The 19,222-nt window shown below is 70.5% G+C and carries 13 protein-coding genes; 8 read left to right on the forward strand and 5 right to left on the reverse strand.

The features are described 5' to 3' along the window. Window positions 1-26: 26 nt before the first annotated feature. From N675_RS03640 to N675_RS13505, 5 genes are read left to right on the forward strand one after another with little or no spacing between them, the layout of a single operon-like run. On the forward strand, window positions 27-1,355 hold the full coding sequence (locus N675_RS03640) for a phage portal protein (protein ID WP_038038124.1): 1,329 nt from the start codon (window positions 27-29) through the stop codon (window positions 1,353-1,355). 3 nt (window positions 1,356-1,358) lie between these two features. Further along, a complete protein-coding gene (locus tag N675_RS13495; RefSeq protein WP_051914068.1) occupies window positions 1,359-1,913 on the forward strand; it encodes a hypothetical protein in 555 nt (184 codons plus the stop codon). 13 nt (window positions 1,914-1,926) lie between these two features. Continuing rightward, window positions 1,927-3,657 carry a hypothetical protein gene (locus N675_RS13500; protein ID WP_051914070.1) on the forward strand — a complete coding sequence of 577 codons (1,731 nt, stop codon included), beginning with the start codon at window positions 1,927-1,929 and terminating at the stop codon, window positions 3,655-3,657. Further along, on the forward strand, window positions 3,654-5,159 hold the full coding sequence (locus N675_RS03655; RefSeq protein WP_081886837.1) for a phage terminase large subunit family protein: 1,506 nt from the start codon (window positions 3,654-3,656) through the stop codon (window positions 5,157-5,159). The genes N675_RS13500 and N675_RS03655 overlap by 4 nt, the downstream gene beginning before the upstream one ends. An 18-nt stretch (window positions 5,160-5,177) precedes the next feature. Continuing rightward, window positions 5,178-6,023, forward strand: a complete 846-nt coding sequence (locus tag N675_RS13505) for an N-acetylmuramoyl-L-alanine amidase (protein WP_051914072.1) — start codon at window positions 5,178-5,180, stop codon at window positions 6,021-6,023. Between the two features lie 146 nt (window positions 6,024-6,169). On the opposite strand, the gene N675_RS03665 is transcribed toward N675_RS13505, so the two are convergent. Genes N675_RS03665 through N675_RS03675 form a run of 3 tightly spaced genes read right to left on the reverse strand, consistent with a single transcriptional unit; the run spans window position 6,170 to window position 9,394 of the window. After that, a complete protein-coding gene (locus N675_RS03665) occupies window positions 6,170-7,006 on the reverse strand; it encodes a carbohydrate ABC transporter permease (protein WP_038038126.1) in 837 nt (278 codons plus the stop codon). Continuing rightward, complete coding sequence (locus N675_RS03670) at window positions 7,003-7,971, reverse strand: carbohydrate ABC transporter permease (RefSeq protein ID WP_051914074.1); 969 nt, start codon at window positions 7,969-7,971, stop codon at window positions 7,003-7,005. Before N675_RS03670 ends, N675_RS03665 begins: the two co-directional genes overlap by 4 nt. A 4-nt stretch (window positions 7,972-7,975) precedes the next feature. Then, window positions 7,976-9,394: an ABC transporter substrate-binding protein gene (locus tag N675_RS03675; RefSeq protein WP_051914076.1), complete on the reverse strand. Its 1,419-nt coding sequence runs from the start codon at window positions 9,392-9,394 to the stop codon at window positions 7,976-7,978. A gap of 205 nt (window positions 9,395-9,599) precedes the next feature. Here N675_RS03675 and N675_RS14245 point away from each other — a divergent pair, with 205 nt between their 5' ends. The 3 genes from N675_RS14245 to N675_RS03690 all read left to right on the forward strand — a co-directional run bounded on the left by N675_RS14245 (window position 9,600) and on the right by N675_RS03690 (window position 15,905). Further along, window positions 9,600-9,932, forward strand: a complete 333-nt coding sequence (locus tag N675_RS14245; RefSeq protein ID WP_038038127.1) for a hypothetical protein — start codon at window positions 9,600-9,602, stop codon at window positions 9,930-9,932. Between the two features lie 283 nt (window positions 9,933-10,215). After that, a complete protein-coding gene (locus N675_RS13510) occupies window positions 10,216-15,399 on the forward strand; it encodes a PAS domain-containing protein (RefSeq protein WP_197066267.1) in 5,184 nt (1,727 codons plus the stop codon). Between the two features lie 56 nt (window positions 15,400-15,455). Further along, window positions 15,456-15,905: a hypothetical protein gene (locus N675_RS03690; protein WP_038038128.1), complete on the forward strand. Its 450-nt coding sequence runs from the start codon at window positions 15,456-15,458 to the stop codon at window positions 15,903-15,905. A 141-nt stretch (window positions 15,906-16,046) separates the two neighbouring features. On the opposite strand, the gene queF is transcribed toward N675_RS03690, so the two are convergent. Both queF and N675_RS03700 read right to left on the reverse strand, forming a co-directional pair. After that, entirely contained in the window at window positions 16,047-16,430 is a 384-nt protein-coding gene (queF, locus tag N675_RS03695; protein ID WP_038038129.1) for a preQ(1) synthase, read from the reverse strand. Window positions 16,431-16,731: 301 nt separating this feature from the next. Then, the gene (locus N675_RS03700) at window positions 16,732-18,777 is read right to left on the reverse strand and encodes a choice-of-anchor Q domain-containing protein (protein ID WP_038038131.1); all 2,046 of its coding nucleotides are present in this window, start codon (window positions 18,775-18,777) and stop codon (window positions 16,732-16,734) included. Window positions 18,778-19,222 lie beyond the last annotated feature (445 nt).

Below are 19,222 nucleotides of genomic sequence, written 5' to 3' on the forward strand. Positions count from 1 at the left end.
TGGCCCACAGCGGGAAAGGAGTTGCGATGTCGACAACGCCGCTCACCGACCGGCTCAGCCGCGCGCAGGCCCTCGCCGCGCTCGATCACGACCGCCTGGCCCGCTACCGGCAGTACCTCGACTTCTATCAGGGCAACCAGTGGGACCGCCCGCCGCGTCCCGGCGAAACCCGCTTGACGGTCAACTACGCCCGCGCGCTCGTCCGCAAGCTGGCCAGCTTCGTCTTCTCCCAGCCGGTCACGTTCTCCGTCCCCGCATCCCCAGCCGCCGAGCACTACCTGAACCAGCTGGCGCAGGAGCAGGACTGGCACGCGCTCGATGAGCAGACGCTGATCGACGCGGCCGTGCTCGGCGACGGCGCGTTCAAGGTGACCTGGGACGCCCAGGCCGGCCAGCCTCGCGTCAGCGCCATCGATCCAGCCACGCTCTTCGCCTGGGTCGCCCCCGACAACGTGCGCCAGCTCACGCGCGTCGCCCAGCGCTACTGGCTGCCAGCCGCGAGCGCTGCCCAGGCCTTCGCTGTGCCGCTGCCCGCCCTCGACGCGGCCGCGACCGTGCCGGTCGTCGAGGACTGGACGGCCGACTGGCTGGTCGTCGAGGTCGCTGGCCAGGTCGTGCGCGACGAGCCGAACCCTTACGGCGCGATCCCCTACGTCATCTTCCCGAACACGCCGCGGCCACACAGCCTGTGGGGCGAGAGCGACCTGGCGGACATCCTCGACCTGTGCCGCGAGCTGAACCGCCGCCTCACGACGCTCGCCCGCATCCTCCAGGTCAGCGGCAACCCGATCGTCGTGCTGGAGAACGTGACCGCCGCCGACGGCGTACGCGCCGAACCCGGCGCCGTCTGGGAGCTGCCGCCCGACTCGCGCGCCTACCTGCTCGACCTGCTCGCCGGGGGCGGCGTGCGCCTGCACATCGACACCATCGAGCTGCTCTACCGCGCCATCCACGACCTGGCCGAAGTCCCCCGCGCGGCCTTTGGCGACCCACGCCGCGAGCTGAGCGGCGCGGCGCTCGAAGTCGAGCTGCAACCGCTGGTGCAGCGCGTCCAGCGCAAGCGCCGCATCTGGGAGAGCATCTACCGCCGGCGCAACGCGCTCGTCCTGGCACTCGCCGAGCAGTTCGGCGGCTATGACTTCGGCGGGGCGCGCCAGTCGGTCGTCAACTGGGGGCCCATCCTGCCGCAGGACTTCACCCGGCTGGTCGAGGCCGAGGTCGCGCTGGTGCGGGCTGGCATCCGCTCGCGTCAGGGTGCACTGGCGGCGCTCGGTGTCACCGACCCAGCCGCTGAGTGGCAGCGGGCACTGGCCGAGCAACAGGCGCTGGCCGCCCAGGAACAGAACGGAGGGTAGCCGATGGCCACGCTTGGTGACGTCCGCGCTCAGCTCCGCCGCCAACTCGACGATACCACCGCCGCACCGCTCTGGAACGATGCCGCGCTCAACGACGCGCTTGCCGCCGCCCTCGCCGCCTACTCGGCCGCCTGGCCCGATGAGTCGCGCACGACGCTGGCGGTGAGCGCCGGCACGACGAGCCTGCCCCTGCCGCCGGATACGCTGGCCGTTGTCCGCCTGCTCGACCCGACCGGCGCGCCCGTCGAAGGCTGGCAGGTCGTGGCCGGCCAGCTGAGTACACCGCCGCTGGCCGCCGGGAGCTACACGCTCGTCGTCCGGCGTCCCCGGGCCTTCCCAGCCAGCGACACGGCCGCCTTCCCGGTGCCCGACGCTGACGTGCCGCTCGTGGTGGCCGAGGCCGCCTGCCGGGCCCTTGAGCTGCGCCTGGTGGCCGACGCTAAGCGCGGCCCGCTGCCGCCTGATACCACGCAGGCGCTGGCGGCGCTGCGCGCGCGGGCCACGGCCGAGTGGACTGCCCGCAGCCGGCGCGTGCGGCCGGCCTCCGTCGTCTGGTGAGAAAGGAGGAACGATGTCTGCCCCGCTTGCCGATATCGTGCTCGACGGCCAGGGCTACCTCGTCGTGCCCGGCAGCTACCGGCGCGACGCTGCCGCCAGCCCAGCCCTCGAGCGCCTGCGACTGACTGCCCCCGCGCAGTCGCCGGCCTTCTGGCGCACGGTGGGGGCGCTCCCAGCCGAGTTCCAGGCGCTCGGCCCAGGGCCAGCCCGCAAAGACGTACCCCTCACCACCTCGCTCAGTACCACGACGCCGCTCTGCAGCGCCGTCTGGAACGCCCAGGCCCTGCTCGTCAGCGGCGCGGTGCTCTACCAGCCGGTCGTGAACAGCGGCGCGCTCACCGGCCTGAACTCGCTCCGCACGCTGGCCGCGCCGGTGCTCGACGCCACGTTGCGCAACGGCCAGTGGATCTTCGCCCACGGCACGACAGCGGCGATGAGCACCTACGATCTCGCAAGTGGCACCTACACGACCGCCAGCCCGAATTACCAGGCGCGCCTGGTCTGCGCCGACCCCTGCGGCCTGATCTACGCCCCCGCCGCCGCCAGCGACCGGGCACGGGTGGCGCGCTGGATCTCCGGCACGACGCAGGTCGTCAAGACACTCGACAGCGAGGTGCTGCGCCTCGTCTCCCACCTCGGGCGCTGCCACATCGCCACCCGCACGACGCTCTACGCCGTGACGACGCCCGAGACCGACACCAGCGGCTTCGCGGTGGACGCCGTCGCCAGCCTGCCGCTGCTCACCCAGCCCGACGACCTTGCCTGGGCCGTCTCCCACCAGGGCGTGCTCTACGCATGGATCGGCAAGCAGGTCATGGCCCTTGACCGCACCCGCGTCAACGGCACCCAGCGCTTCGTCGCCACTGGCCTCGGCGGCCTCGCCACCAGCGGTGCTGTCAGCGCGGGCGGGCTGCTGCTCGTCTTCCTGACGGAGAGCCAGAGCGGGCAGCCCCAGGTGTGGGCCACGGCCGACGGCGCACGCTGGTGGCTGCTCGAACACGGCCTGTCGTGTCTGGCCGTCGCCCCGTTCGGCGGCCAGGCTGACGACGCCGATGTCGTCGCGCTCGGCGGGGCGCAGACGCTGCGGGCCTTCCAGCTGCGACCACGGCCGGGCAAACCCGGGCTGCGCGCCGGCTGGAGCGTGACGACGCTGCCCTTCGACGGCAACGCCCGCGACCTGCCGACCCTCTGGACGCGCTGCGGGGCCACGCTGGCCTGGCCTGGCGAGACAGCGCCGAGCGGCACGACGACGGTCACGCTCGAGTGGTCGATTGATGGCGGCAAGACGTGGCAAGGCGGCAGCCAGAGCGACACGCTGACGCCGCAGGACGCCGGCTGGACCGCGGCCATCACGCGCAGCCTGACGCCGCCGGTGGCCGCGCCGGCGCTGCAACTCCGCCTCACGGTCGCCAACCCGGCCAGCTGGTCACCCCGGCTGCTGAGCCTGTGGGTCGAGGGCGAGCGCCTGGCCGCCGACGCCCTCCGCCGCAGCTGGCGCCTCGCCGTCCGCCTCGACGACCCAGCCGTGCGCCCCGACGGCAGCGTCGAGCCACGCACGCCAGCCCAGCGCGTCGCCGCGCTCTGGCAGGCGCTGCGCCGTGGCACGCCACTGGCCTTCACCGACCTCGATGGCTCGACCGCCTGGGTGCGCCTGCTGGCCATGCGCGAGCGGCACGACGGCCCAGCCTCGGCGCTCGGCAGCCCGACCGCGCTCGAGCTGACGCTGCTGGAGTTGCCGACATGAGCCGCCATCGCCGCGCACGACGCCGTCCATACACGCTGGGCCCGCCTGACCCAGCCCACGGGCTGCGGCAGGCGCTCAGCGACATCGCCGCTTTCTCGCGCGCGTTCCTGCCCCACCGCGCGCTCCGCCCCTACCAGGTCGAGGCCGCGCGGGCCGTCCTGGCGGCCGTACGCCGTCAGCCGGGCGCGCCGCGGCAGCTGGCGTGGGTCTTCGCCCGGCAGTCGGGCAAGGACGAAGCGCTGGCACAGCTGCTGGCCTTCCTGCTCGTCCGCTGCAGCCAGCGCGGCGGCAGCATCGTGGTGGCCGTGCCGGCCTTTCGCCCGCAAGGGCTGATTGCCCGCGACCGGCTGCTCGAGGTGCTGGCCACGCCACGGCTGCGGGCGCTCGGTCTCCGCCCGGTCGTGCGCGAGGGTGCGAGCGTTTGGCTGGGACAGGCGGTCGTCCACTACGTCTCGGCGGGGCCGGCTGCGCACGCCCGCGGCCACACGGCCAGCGTGCTGCTTGTCGCCAACGAGGCGCAGGACATTGCACCCGACCGCTGGGACGCGGTCTTCGCCCCGATGACGGCCGCCACCGCCGCACCCCAGCTTGTGCTCGGCACCCCGTGGACGAGCGACGGCCTGCTTGCCCGCCAGCTCGCCTATCTGGAGGGCCATGACCCAGCCGCCATCTTCCGCGTCCCCTGGCGAACGGTCGCCGCGCTCCTGCCGGCCTACGGCCAGCATGTCGCCGAACGGATCGCCCAGCTCGGCCCCGACCACCCGTTCATCCGCACGGAGTACGAGCTGGTGCCGCTCGACGACGCCGGCCGGCTCTTCCCGCCCGAGCGGCTGGCCCTGATGCAAGGCGCGCACCCGGCCCTCGAACGCCCGCAGGCCGGCGAGCGCTACGCCCTGCTCATCGACGTCGCGGGCGCCGCCGAGGCCGACCAGCTCACGCTGCGGGCCGACCCACACTCGGCGCACGACGCGACCGCTGTCACCGTCGTCCGGCTCAGCGGCGGGCCACAGCCGGTGTACGAGGTCGTGCGGCGCTACCTCTGGAACGACGTGGCCTACCTCCGGCAGGTCGAGGCGGTGCTGGCGCTGGCCCAGGCCTGGCGCGCCGTCGCCGTCGTCGTCGACGCGACCGGCCTCGGTGCGGGGCTGGCGGCCGCGCTCAGCCACGCCTTGCCAGCGCGCGTCCACCCGTTCACCTTCACGCTCGCCAGCAAGTCAGCCCTGGCCTGGAGCTTCATCGGGCTGATCGAACGCGGGCGCTACCGCGACTACGACGCGGCCCACAGCGACCCCGAAGCCGCTCAACTCGCCCAGCTCTTCTGGCAGCAAGCGCGCGCCTGCCGCTACCGCGTGCTGCCTGGCCCGAACCGCCTCGTCCAGTGGGGCGCGCCACCAGGCCAGCACGACGACCTGCTCGTCTCGGCCGCGCTGGTCGCCGCCCTCGACGAGCTGGACTGGCGCGAGCGCGTCGCCCGCGGCATCGTGCCAGCCCGTGCGTTGTGATGGAAGGAGGATTGTGCGATGCGCCTGCTCGACACCGCCGCCTGCGCGGTGCCCGTCCGCCTCGGGCTGATTCCGCCGGGCAGCCCGAACCGCCCAGAGTTGCCGCTGACGCCCCGTTGGCTGACCGTCCACGAGACGGCCAACCCCGCGCCGGGCGCAAACGCCGAGGCACACCGCCGCTTTGCAGCCAGCGGCGGCGGGCCCGAGCACGTGAGCTTCCACTTCGTCGTCGACGACCACGAGGCGATCCAGCTGCTGCCGCTCGACGAGGTGGCCTGGCACGCTGGCGACGGCCCTGACGGGCCCGGCAACCGCACGGCGATCGCCATCGAGACCTGCGTCAACGCCGACGGCGACTGGGCACGCACGCTGGCGAACCTGGTCGCGCTGCTGGCAGCGCTCGGCCGGCAACTCGGGCTGGGCACGGCGCAGATCGTGCAGCACCACCACTGGAGCGGCAAGGACTGTCCGCACCGCATCCGGGCTGAGGGGCGCTGGGAGCAACTGCTGGCCGACGTCGCCGCGCAGCTGAGCGGGCCAGTCCAGCCGGGCACGACGCCGGGTGGCGACACGAGCGCGGCGGGGGCGGTGCGCCGCTTTCCGGAGACGGGCTATGGCATCGGCGGCGGCTTCCGCGCGTTCTGGGAGCGGCTGGAGCGTGCGGGGCTGGCGCTGCTGGTACTCGGCTACCCGCAGAGCACCGAGTTCCGCGCCGTGCTCGACGGCCGCGAGCGGGTTGTCCAGGTCTTCGAGCGCGGGGTGCTGGTATGGGAGCCGGAGCACGCCCCGCCGTGGGACGTCCACCTGGCGCTGCTGGACCAGGTCCGCACCGTGCTCGCCGCGCTGAATCGGACAGGTGGGTAACCGGCGGGGGAGCGCGTGGTCAGGGCCAACAGGCCGTCCACACGGGCACGTCAGCGCAGCCGGGTGGCCTGCCTAACCCAGCGGCCATGCCAGTCGCTGCGCAGGCCTGCGCGGCAGACGCGGGGATGGGGCGAGCATGTCGGTGATTAGCGCAGCCCGCTCTGGAGGACACCGCGCTCGAACGCGCGTCGCAGCACGACGAACAGCCCTAACACTGGCCCGACCACCAGCAGCGTCGCTGCTGCAATCAGCTGCCAGGCAGCGCCGGCCTCGTTCGCCTGCGTGAACAGCGCCAGGCCCACACTCAGGGGTCGCACCCGATCGACGCTCGTGACGACCAGCGGCCAGAAAAACTCATCCCAGTGGGCACTGAACGACACCAGGGCAAACGCCGCCACGGCCGAGCGCGACAGCGGCAGGTAGACATGCCACAGCACCTGCCACAGCGAGGCCCCGTCCAGCCGTGCCGCGTCCTCATATTCCGGCGGGATTGCCCGGAAATGCTGGCGCAGCAAGAAGGTGGCCATCGCTGAGCCGACATAGGGCAACACCATGGCCCACCGCGTGTTCACCAGGCCGAGCTGGCGCACCAACAGCGTTGCCGGGGTGACCAGCACCGGCAACGGGATCAGCATCTGCACAAGGTAGAGCACAAACAGCACGTCGCGGCAGGGGAAGTGCAGCCGGGCAAAGGCATAGGCGGCCAGGCAGGAGGTCACCGTCTGCAGGAGCACGATGCTGCCCGCCACGATCAGGGTCGTGCGTAAATAGCTCCCAAACGGGGCGGCATGCCACGCAGCTGCCAGCGTGGCCAGCGTCAGCCGATGCGGCACCAGGCTGCTGGCCACGCTGTCCTGTTCCGGCCGGAGCGCCGTCAGCACCAGCCAGCCGAGCGGCACTGCCCAGCTCAGGGCCACCAGCAGTGCCCCGCCCGTTGTCACCACCTGCCCAGCCCAGCGCGCCGGGGAACGGCGCCGGCTCACGTCATCGCTCCTCTCCGATCAAGGCCGACCACATGGGCCAGCGTCACCGCGAGCACCAGCAGCAGGAAGACGACCGAGAGTGCCGCGGCCTGCCCCACGTCGCCAAACGTGAACTGCGTCTCATAGATGTGGAAGAGGAAGAGGTTCGTGGCGTTGTTCGGCCCGCCCTGCGTCATGACGTACACCATGTCAAAGGCCTGCAACGCGCTCAGCGTCGCCTGGGCGCTCACAAACACGCCGATCGGCCAGAGCTGTGGCAACCAGACATGCCGGAGCAACGCCCAGCGCCCAGCGCCGTCCAGCCGTGCTGCTTCGGTCAACGCCGGATCGAGCGCATGCAGGCCGGCCAGCCAGAAGATGGCCGCGAACCCGGCCTGTCGCCACAGGTGCACCAGTGCCGTCGCCAGGAGTGCCGTCCGCGCGTCACGGAGCAGTGCAAGACTGGCCGGTCCGCCAAGCCACTGGACGACGCGGCTCACCAGCCCGTAGTCTGGTGTGAGCAAGAACAGCCAGACCGACGCCACGCTCACCGGCGGCAGCACGATCGGGTGCAGGAAGCAGAACCGGACCAGCGCCTGCACTGGCCGAGCATGTTCCATCCACCAGGCAAACACCAGGCCAAGGGCGACCGCGGCGGGCGTCGTCAGCGCGACGAAGCACAGGCTGTTGCGGAGCACCTGCCAGAACAGGGGGTCGTGGGCGAGGGCGGCGAAGTTGGCGAGGCCAGCCCAACGCGGTTGCGGGTGCGCCAGGTTCTGCCGGTGGAGACTCAGCCACAGCAGGGAGCCAAGCGGATACAGCGTGAACAGCGCAATTGCACCGAAGCCCGGCAGTACCAGGGCAACGCCGACGAGCGATTGGCGTAGCTGGCTACGCCACGGTGCACGGCTCGTCGCTGGCTGGCTCAACGCCAGACGCTCGGGCGCTGCTACCTGACCTGGTGGATCAGCACGAAGCCACGCCATTGGCTCACCGGTAGGCTGCAAGAATCTGGTCGGCTTGCCGCTGGGCATCAGCCAACGCTTGTTCAGGCGACTTCTGGCCGGTCACCGCTGCCTGCACGGCATCGCTGACCAGCTTTTGCAGCTGCCCGCTCTGGTGCCCGTTCAACTCCGGGTAGCTATACGCCAGCTGGTCAAGGGCGACCCGTGCTTGCGGCGTCTTGGCCACGTAGTCGCGCCAGATTGCTGTCTCCAGTGCGGAGCGACGCGTCGGCACATAGCCGGTATCGATTGCCCACTGAGCCGCGCGCTCAGGCGCCGTCATCCACTGAATGAATGTCCAGGCGGCCTGCTGCCGCTCGGCTGGGATCTCGCGGAAGATGTAGAGGTTACCGCCGCCCGTCGGTGTCCCATACTGCTCGCGCTTTGGCAAGAAGCCAACGCCCACCGGGAAGCTTGCCTGGTTGAGGATGGCCCGCAGGCTCCCGGTCGAGTGGTAGACAAAGGCGACGTGGCCGGCGGCGAAGTCGGTTGGCGTGGCCGACCAGTCGATTGCGCCGGTCGGCATCACGCGCATGGTCCGGCTCAGATCCACCATCCAGTGGAGTGCGGTACGGGATGCTGCGGTGTCAAAGGCAACTGACGCTGGGCCATCGCCATTGAGGTCATGCCCGGCTTCAATGCAGAGCGCCTGGAATAACCAGTAGGCGCTACCGGTTGCTGGAATCTCGACGCCCCAGGAGACCTTGCCGGTCTGCATGGCACGCTGGGCCACCTCCACCAGCTCGTCCCAGGTCTGGGGCAAGGCGTTGGGGTCGCGGCCCGCTGCCTGCAACGCTGCCTGGTTGGCATAGAGCACGGGCGTGCTGCGCTGGAAGGGGACACTCCAGGTCTTGCCCTGAGCCTGACTGTTCTTCAAGAACGCGGGCTGGAAGTCGTCGAGGGCGAAGTCGGGCCCGGCCTGGCTGAGGAACGCGTCGATCGGCACGATGGCGTTGAGGTCGAGCAGCGTCTGGAGGTCGGTCGAGAGCAGGATGGCCACGTCTGGCGGCTGATGAGCATTGAGCGCGGTCAGCACTTTGGTGGTCGTGCTGGTGTAGTCGCCGGTGAACGAGGCAGTCACGTGAACCTGTGGATGGCTCTGGTTGAACTGATCGACCAGTTGCTGGATGAGCTTACTGAGGGGGCCCGCGACGCCGACCGGGTAGAAGAAGGTTAACTCCACAGTGGCGCGCCCAACCGTTGCCGGGGCAGCGGATGCTCCCTGTGGTGTCGCGTTGCTCCCTGCTCCCGTGCTGGATGTCACTGGCGTGGCTGGCGCTGAGCCACGACACGCTGCCAGCAGGCCTGCAATGCCCCCAGCGGCCAGTCCGGCCAGCATCTGCCGGCGCGTCAACGGCCGCAGCGCTGTTCCCCATCGCATGCCCTGGTTGGCCATGTCGGTCATGGTCTGCCCATGCTCCTTTCTTCCGCGGGCGAGCATAGCGGACACGCCGCGCCGGTCTGTGAACAGCGTATGAACCGGCGCATCACCGCGGCCGCACCCCCTGGCACACGCCGGGGCACGTGACGGCCGACGGTGCCGGACAGCATGGCACCTCCTCGCACGAGGAGTGTGCGTGGCAATCCACCATGACGAAAGGAGGACAGGGATGACCCCAACTGCAAATCCGGCTGATGGGATTATGCTGCTCGGGGTACCGGCCCTGGTGCTGGTGCCGCTGATTGTCGCAGGGCTGAAGCGGCTGGGGCTGCCCCGGCGCTGGGCGCCAGCGGCTGCCGTGCTCGTGGCAGCCGGCGTGGCAGCGCTGGCGGAGGCGGTGCAGGCGTGGCCCGCGCTGACGCCGCTGGCCCGCGTCGTGCTGGCAGCTGTGCTGATCGGGTTCGGCGCACGCGGCGCTGCTCTGCACGCACGGCAGGCCCGGCGGCGTGTGCGAGCCCGGTCACGGCAACGGCGAGGAGACCACGCATCACCCCAGCCATGACCACTGCGCCAGTGGCGCGCCTGCCGATGGGTCATACGGCACGCGGGAGGGAGCATGCGGGCAACGGCCCAAGTGGTACCTTTGGGGGAATGTGTCAGCGTGGCGGCGTCGCTACACTTCTCCGTAGGCATCCGCCAGGTTGAGTGTGTTGGCGGGCTCGGGGCAGGGCAATGCAGCACCATCCGCAGCGACAGCAGCAGGGCAGCCAGGCCTCGCAGGCGCGTGGCGTTCCTACATATGGGGGGGGCAGGAAACACTGCCACAACCGGGCATGCCGACCGTCATGACCGCCAAGCCGGCCACCGCCCTGCAACTCGACCACCTCGGGCATGTCCGCGATGTCAGCGGGCCGCTGCTCGCTGGGCTGGACGGGCCTGCCCTGCTTGGCCAGCCGATCACGGCCGCCCTCGACCCAGCCAGCCTTGACGACGCCACGGCCTTGCTCGATGCCGCCCACGCTGGCCAGCCGGCCTGGGCTGTCCTGCGCTTCCGCACCGGCCTGCTCTGCGACGTCGTCAGCACGCCGCTGTTCACGCCCGACGGCCCGGCCGGCGCGTGGTGGACGCTCCGCCCACACGCCGAGCGGCACGGCCCGGCGGCACTCCTCGTCCAGCACCTGTTGACGCTCTGCAGCAACCTGCCGGGGGTCGCCACCTACCTACTCCACCTGCGCCCGCCCCGGCGCGTGCTCGCCGCGTCGCCCAAGCTCGCCGACTGGCTTGGCCAGCCGCTCGAGGCGCTCGCTGACCCGCACGCCTGGTCGCGCCTCGTCCACCCCGACGACCTGCCCCGCCTCGTCGAGACCGGCTGGCAGACCGTGCAGGCCGCAACGCCGTTCGACCAGCGCTACCGCCTGCTGCCGGCCGACGGCATGCCGCGGCTGGTGCGCGAACTCGCCGTGACGCTCCCCGGCGACGACGGCGAGCCTGGCCTGTGGTGGGGCGTCCTGATCGACCAGTCGGCCAGCAGCCTGCTCACCTTCGCGACGGCCACCACGCCCGAAACGTTGCTCGACCTGATTCCGACCGGCCTGCTGGCGAGCGACACTACCGGGCAGGTGGTCGTGGCCAACCAGGCGTTCAGCCTGCTGCTCAACCTGCCAGCGCCCAGCGCTGTGCGCGGCCAGCCGCTCGCTGCCCTGGCCGACGCGCTGGCCAGCCGCTGCCTTGACCCCGCAGCCTTCCACACCTGGCTGGCCGCGCCGACCGCCGAGCCGGTGACCTTCCCCGGCACCGCTGGGCTGACGCTCGAGGCGCTGGCGCTGCCCAGCGGCATGGTCGTGCTGGCTCGCCCCGACACGACCGCCCCGGGCTGGCAGGCACTCGATACCCTCCTGGCCGAACTGCCGGTCTCGCTCTTCGTCGCCCTCGGCCTGCCCGGATCCGGCAGCGACGCCCTGCGCCTGCTCTACCTGAGCCCTTATGCCGCGCGCCAGCTCGGCCACGACGGGTCTGCCTGCCTCGACCCCACCGCCGTCGCGCAGGCGATCGACCCCGACGACCTCGCCCGGCTGGCGCGCGAGGTCGGACGCCCCACCGCGACTGCGACGCCGTACCAGACGGAGCTGCGCGTGCGCGGGCCGGACGGGCAGACGCGCTGGCTCGCGGTCGAGGCCGTGCACCTGCCGGGCCCGCTGCCACTCTGGATCGGCCGATTGAGCGACGTCACGACCGAACGAACAGCGCTGATGGCTCTGGCCGAACGCACGGCCCTGCTCCACGGCATCATCACCGCCTCGCCCAATGCCTTGCTCTTTGTCGACCGTGAGCAGTGCATCCAACACGTCAACCCGGCCTTCTGCCAGCTGTTCGACCTGCCGAGCCCCGAGGCGGTCATCGGCCAGCGCTGGCCCGACCTGGCCGACGCACTCCGGTTCCGCTTCGCTGATCCCGCGGGCTTCGTCGCCGGCGTGGCCCAACGCCTCGCCGACGGCGTCACCGTGCGCAACGAGGAGCTGCGCCTGGCCGACGGCCGCATCCTCAGCCGCGACGTCATCCCTGTCGATGGCCCAACCGGACGCATCGGCACGCTCTGGCGTCACACGGACATCACCGCCCTGCGGCTGGCCGAAGCGCAACTGCGCGAACTGGTGATGCACCTGCCGGCCGCACTCGTCGTCGTCAGCACCGAGCGGCAGATCCTGCCCGATGGCACGCCCGCCTACCCCTCGCCGATCATCACCCCGCAGATCGAAGCGCTGACCGGCTACACGCCCGCGGAATGGGACACGCCCGGCCATTGGTTCCGCAGCCTCCATCCCGACGACCGCGACTGGGTCGTCGCGACGATCAACGCAGCCCACGATACCGACACGCCGGTTCGCATCGACTACCGGCTCGTGCGCAAGGACGGGCACGTCATCTGGGTGCGGCATGAAGAGACGTCGGGCTACCTGCCCGGCCTGCCCGGCCGCTGCCGCATCGCCTTGCTCTCGGACGTGACCGCCGAGAAACAGGCTGCAGAAGCGCTGCGCCAGGCCCGCGACCAGCTGCGCCAGCTCATCGAGCAACTGCCGGCGGCGCTCGTCGTCTTCCTGCCGGCGTCGAGCACGGCGGGAGACGGCCAGCCCGGCCTGCCGTCTGTGATCATGAACGCCCACGTCGCCGAGGTCACCGGCTACCCGCTCGAGGAGTGGAACCAGCCCGGCGCGTGGGAACGGGCCTTGCATCCCGACGACCGCGACTGGGTGGTGGCGACGGTGCGCGAGGCCGACGCTGCCCATGCCCCGCTGCGCATCGAATACCGCATCTGCACACCCGACGGCAGCGTCCGCTGGCTGCGCCACGAAGAGACGTCCGTCCGTCTGCCAGGTTATCCCGAGCCGATCCGGATCGCCCTGGCCTTCGACATCACCGACCAGAAAGCGACCGAGGCCGCGCTGCGCGAAGCCGAAGCCCGCTACCGCACACTCGTCGAGCAACTGCCAGCCGCGGTGCTCGTGACAGAGTGCCGGCCAACGACGCAGCCGGACGGTGTTCCCGGCTGGCGCGTGCGGTATCTGAGCCCGAAAGTCGCCGAGATCACCGGCTACACCTTCGAGGAAGTATGCAAGCCAGGCTCGTGGGCGCGGATGCTGCACCCGGACGACCGCGAGCGGGTGCTCCGCCAGTTCCTCGAAGCTGAGGAGCAGGAGCAGCCGTTTCACGCCGTCTACCGCATCATCCGCAAGGACGGGCGCATTGCCTGGATTCGCCACGAGGCGGTGCTGGTGCGCAGCAACGGCGGGCCGCCCGTTTGGCAAGAGCTGCTGCTCGACATCACGGCCGAGCGGGAAGCGGTCGACGCGCTGCGCGAGCTGCAGGCCCGCTACCGGCTGCTCCTCGAGACCGCGCCGGTCGTCGTCTACCTTGCGCCAGCGGCCGAGGTCGAGGCCACGACCTACGTCAGCCCACAGGTCGAGGCGCTGCTCGGCTACACGCCCGAGGAGTGGCTGGCGATGCCCCGCGCCTGGGTGCGCCACGTCCACCCCGACGACCTGCCGGCCGCCGTCGAGACGATTCACGCCGCCGCGGCCGCCGGCCAGCCGTTCACGATCACCTACCGCATGATCCGGCGCGACGGCCGCGTCATCTGGGTGCAAGACCGGGGCATGCCCCAGCGCGCGGCCGACGGCACGACGGTCATTCACGGCGTCATGTTCGACGTGACCGCCCAGAAGCAGGCGGAGGAGGCCTTGCGCGAGGCCGAAGCCCGCTACCGCACGCTCGTCGAGCAACTGCCGGGCGCGTTGATCGTGGCCGACGCCGAACCAGAATGGGATGCCAACGGCCTGCCACACTTCCACATGCACTACGTCAGCCCGCAGATCGAAGCCGTCACCGGCTACACGCCCGAGGAGTGGATGGCATCTGGCCTCGCGATCAGCCGCCTGCACCCGAGCGACCGCGCCCGGGTGTTGCGCGCCATCGCCGAGCACACGGGCGGCAGCCCGCTGCACCTCGAGTACCGGCTGGTGCGCAAGGACGGGCGCGCTATCTGGGTGCGGCAGATCACGCACTGGGTGCCGCGCGACGGCGGCCGCGCCCTCCGCCACACCATGCTCTTCGACATCACGGCCGAGAAGGAGGCCGAACTTCAGCGGCAGACGATTGAGCAGCGCTACCGTCTGCTCGTCGAGCAGATCCCGGCCGCGCTCTTCCTCGCCGACGCCCGCGACCCCTTGCGCCTGCTCTACGTCAGCCCCTACATCGAGGCCGTCACCGGCTACCCACCGGAAGCCTGGCAGGCCGAGGAAGGGCTGCTGGCTCAGATCATCCATCCGGCCGACCTGCCCCACTTCACCGCCGCCTGGAGCCAGGCCATCCAGACCGGCGGCCGCTTCCAGTGCGAATTCCGCTTCCGCCACGCCCGCGGCCACGACGTCTGGGCCTACGGCGACGCCTTCCTCGTCCGCGACCAGCGGGGACTGCCGCTCTACTGGCACGGCCTGTTCCTCGACATCACCGAGCGCAAGCGCAGCGAGCAACTGCTGCTCGGGCAGTCGATGGTGCTGTCGCGGATCGTCCAGCAAGCGCCGCTGAGCGAAGTGCTCGAGGCGATCTGCCGGATCATCGAGTTGCAGCGGCCGGGCGTGCGCGCGAGCATCCTGCTGGTGGACGAGCACGGCCGGCTGCGGCACGGCGCGGCCCCAAGCCTGCCGCCGGACTACCTGCGAGCTATCGACGGCCTCGCCATCGCCCCGACCGGCAGCGGCACCTGTGGGCGGGCGGCCGCGATCGGCGAGCCGGTCGTCACTGCTGACATCGAGACTGACCCCAACTGGGCCGACTACCGGGAACTGGCGCGGCAATACGGCCTGCGCGCCTGCTGGTCGATGCCGGTGCGTTCGAGCGCGGGCCACGTGCTCGCCACCGTCGCCCTGTATGCCGGCGAGCCGCGCCAGCCCGACACCGACACCTGGCGGCTCCTGGAGCTGGCCGCCCAGCTCTGCGCCCTGGCCATCGAGCGCTGGCAGGCCGACGAGCAGCTACGCTTCCAGGCCCTCCACGATCCGCTGACCGGCCTCGCCAACCGCACACTCTTCTACGACCGGCTCGAGCACGCCATGGAACACGCCATCCGCGAGGGCCACGCGCTCGCCGTCGCCTTCATCGACCTCGACCGCTTTAAGGACGTCAACGACACCTATGGCCACCAGGCCGGCGACGAACTCCTCGTGACCATCGCCGAGCGCCTGCGCCGCAGCGTCCGGGCGAGCGACACGGTCGCCCGCTTCGCTGGCGACGAGTTCACGGTGCTGTTCGAACGGCTCGACGACCCCGCCGAGGTTCACCCGCTAGCCGAGCGGCTGCTGGACGCGCTGCGCCAGCCGATCCCGCTGAGCGTGGGGACGGTGCAGATCTCGGGGAGCATCGGCGTCGCCGTCAGCACGCCGCCGCACGACCGCGGCGACCTGCTGCTTGCCGCCGACCAAGCGCTCTACGCCGCCAAGCGAGGCGGGCGCAACCGGATTGTCCTTGCCCCCTAGTGCCCGGAGCAGCCCCCTGGTATTCTTGGCCTAACACGGGAACGGAAGGACGAGTGATGTCCGATTCCGACGCTGAGCTTGCCGCCCTGCTCGATCGTCTCCGCCACAGTCCCGCCTTGCGTGAAGCGCTGCTGCGTGCGCTGCTCTCGCCCAGCTGGCTCGGCCCGTCCGATGAACTGGAGGGACTGGCCCGCGCCCACGACCAGCTCGCGACGCGCGTGATTGCGCTGACGAGCCAGCTGCAGCGGCTGAAGGCGCGGCAGGACGGGGCGGACGCCGCCTTCCAGGGACTGGAGGAGGCGCTGGCTGATCTCGCGGCCGAAGCGCGCACCACGACCGAGCAACTCAAGCGGCTCAGCGACCGGGTCACGTTCCTGGCGGCGCGGCAAGAGCGGCACGAGGCACTGCTGGCAAGCCTGACCGAGCGCATCGAGCGGCTGGAAGTGCTGCTTGAGGCGGTGCTGCGCCAGCTGCGCCAGCCCGAGCACGGCTCCCACCCCCACTGAGCGTTCTCGCCCACGGCGGCACGCCCTCCGCCCTGCCAGCGCCCTGCAACGCTCGCCCGATCGCCACGGCGACGGGCTCCGCCCCGGCGCTGGGCACTGCCGCCGGCGTCGCCGCCGAACGCACGCTGGGGCACTGCGCGCTCAGTCGGCGGCTGCCGGCGCCGCCTCCACCGTCCGCTCGTAGCGCGCCGTCACCACCGTGTGCAGCCCACCCCGCACGTTGAAGTCCGCCACCACCGTCAGCCGCCGCGGCTGCAGCACCCGCACCAGATCATCCAGAATCTGGTTCGTCACCGCCTCGTGGTAGTGCCCTTCGTTGCGAAACGACCAGAGATAGCACTTGAGCGACTTCAGCTCCACAATCCAGCGGTCAGGCACATACCGGATCGTGAGCGTGGCAAAGTCCGGCTGCCCCGTCTTGGGACAGACGCAGGTGAACTCGCTCGTCGTGATCTCGATCTCGTAGTCCCGGTCCGGCTTGGGGTTGGGAATCGGCTCCAGCTCCTTGCTCGGCTGCGTCGGCATCGTCCACGCCCTCCCAATCGCACGGCCTCTCCACGCCGACTACCTGGCCCGAGTATAGCCCGGCAGCGTGCATGCGCCAGGGCCAGGGGCACGGCCACACCCCTGCAGATGACCAGCCCGCTCACCGCAGCCCAGCTGTGCAAGAGCGTCCACCGGGGCAGCCGACGGGCCACGTAGCCGCAGCCCCTGCGCCCGTGCCTGCCGCAGCTCACCCGCGGGGATCCGCCAGGGCCTGGCGCAGGATGATGCTCCGGGGGCAGCGCACCTACCCCCGGAGCACGCGCGGACTGCCTCCCCGCCGCTACTGGATCAGGAACGGCTGGGCCAGCGTGTTGTTGGCTTCGTTCAGCTCAACCACCCCATTCCCCCAGTCGGCCACCGCCACCAGGTACCCCTGCTGGTGCTGCGGCGCCCGCGGCAACGCCCGCACCGTCACCTGGCAGCTGGCCTCCTGGCCAACCCCAAGCGGCCCCACGCTGCAGGTGCCCAGCGCCAGGTCGTCGGCACTCGGCGTCGGGTCAGCCGAGAAGAGCAGGGCAACGGTGCTCGCCGGGGCGGGCGCCGTGCCCTGGTTGCGCACGGTCACCGTGGCCCGCAGCGGCCCACCGCGCGCTGCCCGCGGCCGGGCGTCGAGCGCGCTCACCACCAGGTCCGGCTTGGGCACTGGCGTCGGCGTCGGGGTGGGTGTTGAGGGCGTGGGTGTTGAGGGCGGCGTGGCAGACGAGCCGAGCTCACTCTCGTAGGCGCCAGCGTCGCACCGTGTCCCGGACGGGTTCGGCCGCGGCTGGCCCCGCTGGTCTTGCGTCACTGAACTGTTGGCCGAGTCGGTGCACTGCCCCGACGGCACAGCGGCGATGGCCGGTGAGCCGTTCAGCAGCGCATGCGTCGGGGTGGGGCCGCCGTTACTGGTCAGGCTCCCGAGCGTTGAGCGGAGGTTCGGGACGACGCTCACGCCGCTGCCACAGGAGGCATCGTCGGCCAGCACCGCACCAGCCGTCTGGACGGTTAGGCCCGTGCCACTCCCGTTGTCGAGCGGGCCACACTCGGGAACATTCGGGTCAGCCAACACGACGTTCTTGAGCCGGAACGTGCCATGGGGCGCTTCACCAACGTCGAGCGCGGTCGGTCCACTGTTGTCAGCCAGGGTCACGAAGGCGAGAGAGGCCTGCGAGTTCGGACCAGACAGGTAGATCGCGCTCCCCTCGCCATTCGAGACCGTATTGTGACTGATCGTCGAGTTGACCATTGAGAGACTCGCGTCAGAACAGCCGCCGAGAAAGATGGCGCCGCCCTCGTCGGCCGTATTGTCAGTGAATGTACTGCCGGAGACCTGGATGGAGCCGGATGCACTGTCGTGCGTCACAAGCGCGAGCGCGCCTCCCTCTTTATCAGCATGGTTCTGGGAGAACGTCGAGTTGGTGACCGTGACCGGACCGGAAATCGCCCCGCCGTAACCAGCAGTCGTGTTCCCCTGGAACGTACTCTGGTCGACCGTCACCTGAGCGTGACTCGTCGGATTGATCCAGATCGCCCCGCCGCCGGCAAAGAAGCAGAGGATGTTCGTGTCCGCTGCAAGCCCCTGGTTCTGGGTGAACGTTGAACCGGTGATCTGCACCGTCGCCGATGTGCCCCCGGACGGCCAGACCCAGATCGCCCCGCCCGACCCGGCCTGATTGCCATCAAACTGCGAGTTCTGCACGATCAGCGTCGCTGGCTCATTATTATCAATGCCGATTGCCCCTTCGTCGAAAGCAGACGGGCCATTTTGGGTAAAGCGCGTGTTCTGGACGGTCACCGTCCCACCCGACGGGCCGATCAGGAGGGCCATCCCGAAATGCTGAAGCCGAGCGTTGCGGAGCGTGAACGTCGCCCCCGTGGGCTGCAGGCCAGGTGAGTTCGCTCCGCCGTCGAGGGTGAGGTCTTGCACGGTGACCGTGATGTCGCCAAATGCCCAGAGCCAATCCCCTTGTGGGTTGTTGTACTGGACGGTCGTCGCATTCAAGCCGGCGCCGGCAATGACCAGTCCACCGTCTTGAGAGGGGAAGGTCTCTGGTAAGGGGCTGGTCAGCGTATAGGTTCCAGCGGCGAGCGTGATCGTGTCGGGGTCGGTTGCCGATCCAGCGGGACATTCGTGGTAGGCTGCGTTGGTCGTTGCAGCGGTCACCGCTTCGACCAGTGAGCAGACGTTGTCGTTGGGATCATCAGCGACTGCCCCAGCGGGAACCGTGTAGGTTGTGCCGGCGGCGCGGGCTGGCACGGCCCACAGCGTGGCCAGCCAGCCACAAGCAAGCAGCATGCTGAGGATCGCCCGCCCGACCCTCTGCGAACGCAGTCGACGTACTGGCATACGCTACGCCTCCTCTCTCAGGCTATTCCCCAATCCGCTCCAGGCCCCGTGCCAGGCCGCCTGCTGACGAATACCGCCGGTCTCCCACGGCCCTCCTCTTCCCGGCAGCGTGCCACCGCCGCGCCGTCCAGCTAGGCACGGGCCGCTCGTTCACTCCTGGGCATAGCCGAATGCGCGGGGAAAGGGAATACGACAAAGCGCGTAGTCCCCGGGTGGAGGGACTACGCCTTTTGTCGTATGCCAGGTGTACGTACTACGCCAAAAGGCGTATTTTGTGTTGGAACCCGTCGTAATGTAGGAGATAGGGTGGCCTCGGCTGGGGCCGTTACCGGCTGCTCCGCGCTGTCAGGCTCGGCGCGCCCCTCGACAGAGGAGTAGTCTCGGTCGGTGCGCTCACGGGGCTGACAGATCGGCCCGCTTCAGGCATGATGCCGTAGCGGTCGGA

It is taken from the genome of Thermorudis peleae (assembly GCF_000744775.1).
GTDB classification, from domain to species: domain Bacteria; phylum Chloroflexota; class Chloroflexia; order Thermomicrobiales; family Thermomicrobiaceae; genus Thermorudis; species Thermorudis peleae.

Coding starts and splice junctions, on each gene's coding strand:
- N675_RS03640 (WP_038038124.1), top strand. CDS start 27: ATGTCGACAACGCCGCTCACCGACCGGCTCAGCCGCGCGCAGGCCCTC.
- N675_RS13495 (WP_051914068.1), top strand. CDS start 1,359: ATGGCCACGCTTGGTGACGTCCGCGCTCAGCTCCGCCGCCAACTCGAC.
- N675_RS13500 (WP_051914070.1), top strand. CDS start 1,927: ATGTCTGCCCCGCTTGCCGATATCGTGCTCGACGGCCAGGGCTACCTC.
- N675_RS03655 (WP_081886837.1), top strand. CDS start 3,654: ATGAGCCGCCATCGCCGCGCACGACGCCGTCCATACACGCTGGGCCCG.
- N675_RS13505 (WP_051914072.1), top strand. CDS start 5,178: ATGCGCCTGCTCGACACCGCCGCCTGCGCGGTGCCCGTCCGCCTCGGG.
- N675_RS03670 (WP_051914074.1), bottom strand. CDS start 7,971: ATGGCGTGGCTTCGTGCTGATCCACCAGGTCAGGTAGCAGCGCCCGAG.
- N675_RS03675 (WP_051914076.1), bottom strand. CDS start 9,394: ATGACCGACATGGCCAACCAGGGCATGCGATGGGGAACAGCGCTGCGG.
- N675_RS14245 (WP_038038127.1), top strand. CDS start 9,600: ATGACCCCAACTGCAAATCCGGCTGATGGGATTATGCTGCTCGGGGTA.
- N675_RS13510 (WP_197066267.1), top strand. CDS start 10,216: ATGACCGCCAAGCCGGCCACCGCCCTGCAACTCGACCACCTCGGGCAT.
- N675_RS03690 (WP_038038128.1), top strand. CDS start 15,456: ATGTCCGATTCCGACGCTGAGCTTGCCGCCCTGCTCGATCGTCTCCGC.
- queF (WP_038038129.1), bottom strand. CDS start 16,430: ATGCCGACGCAGCCGAGCAAGGAGCTGGAGCCGATTCCCAACCCCAAG.
- N675_RS03700 (WP_038038131.1), bottom strand. CDS start 18,777: ATGCCAGTACGTCGACTGCGTTCGCAGAGGGTCGGGCGGGCGATCCTC.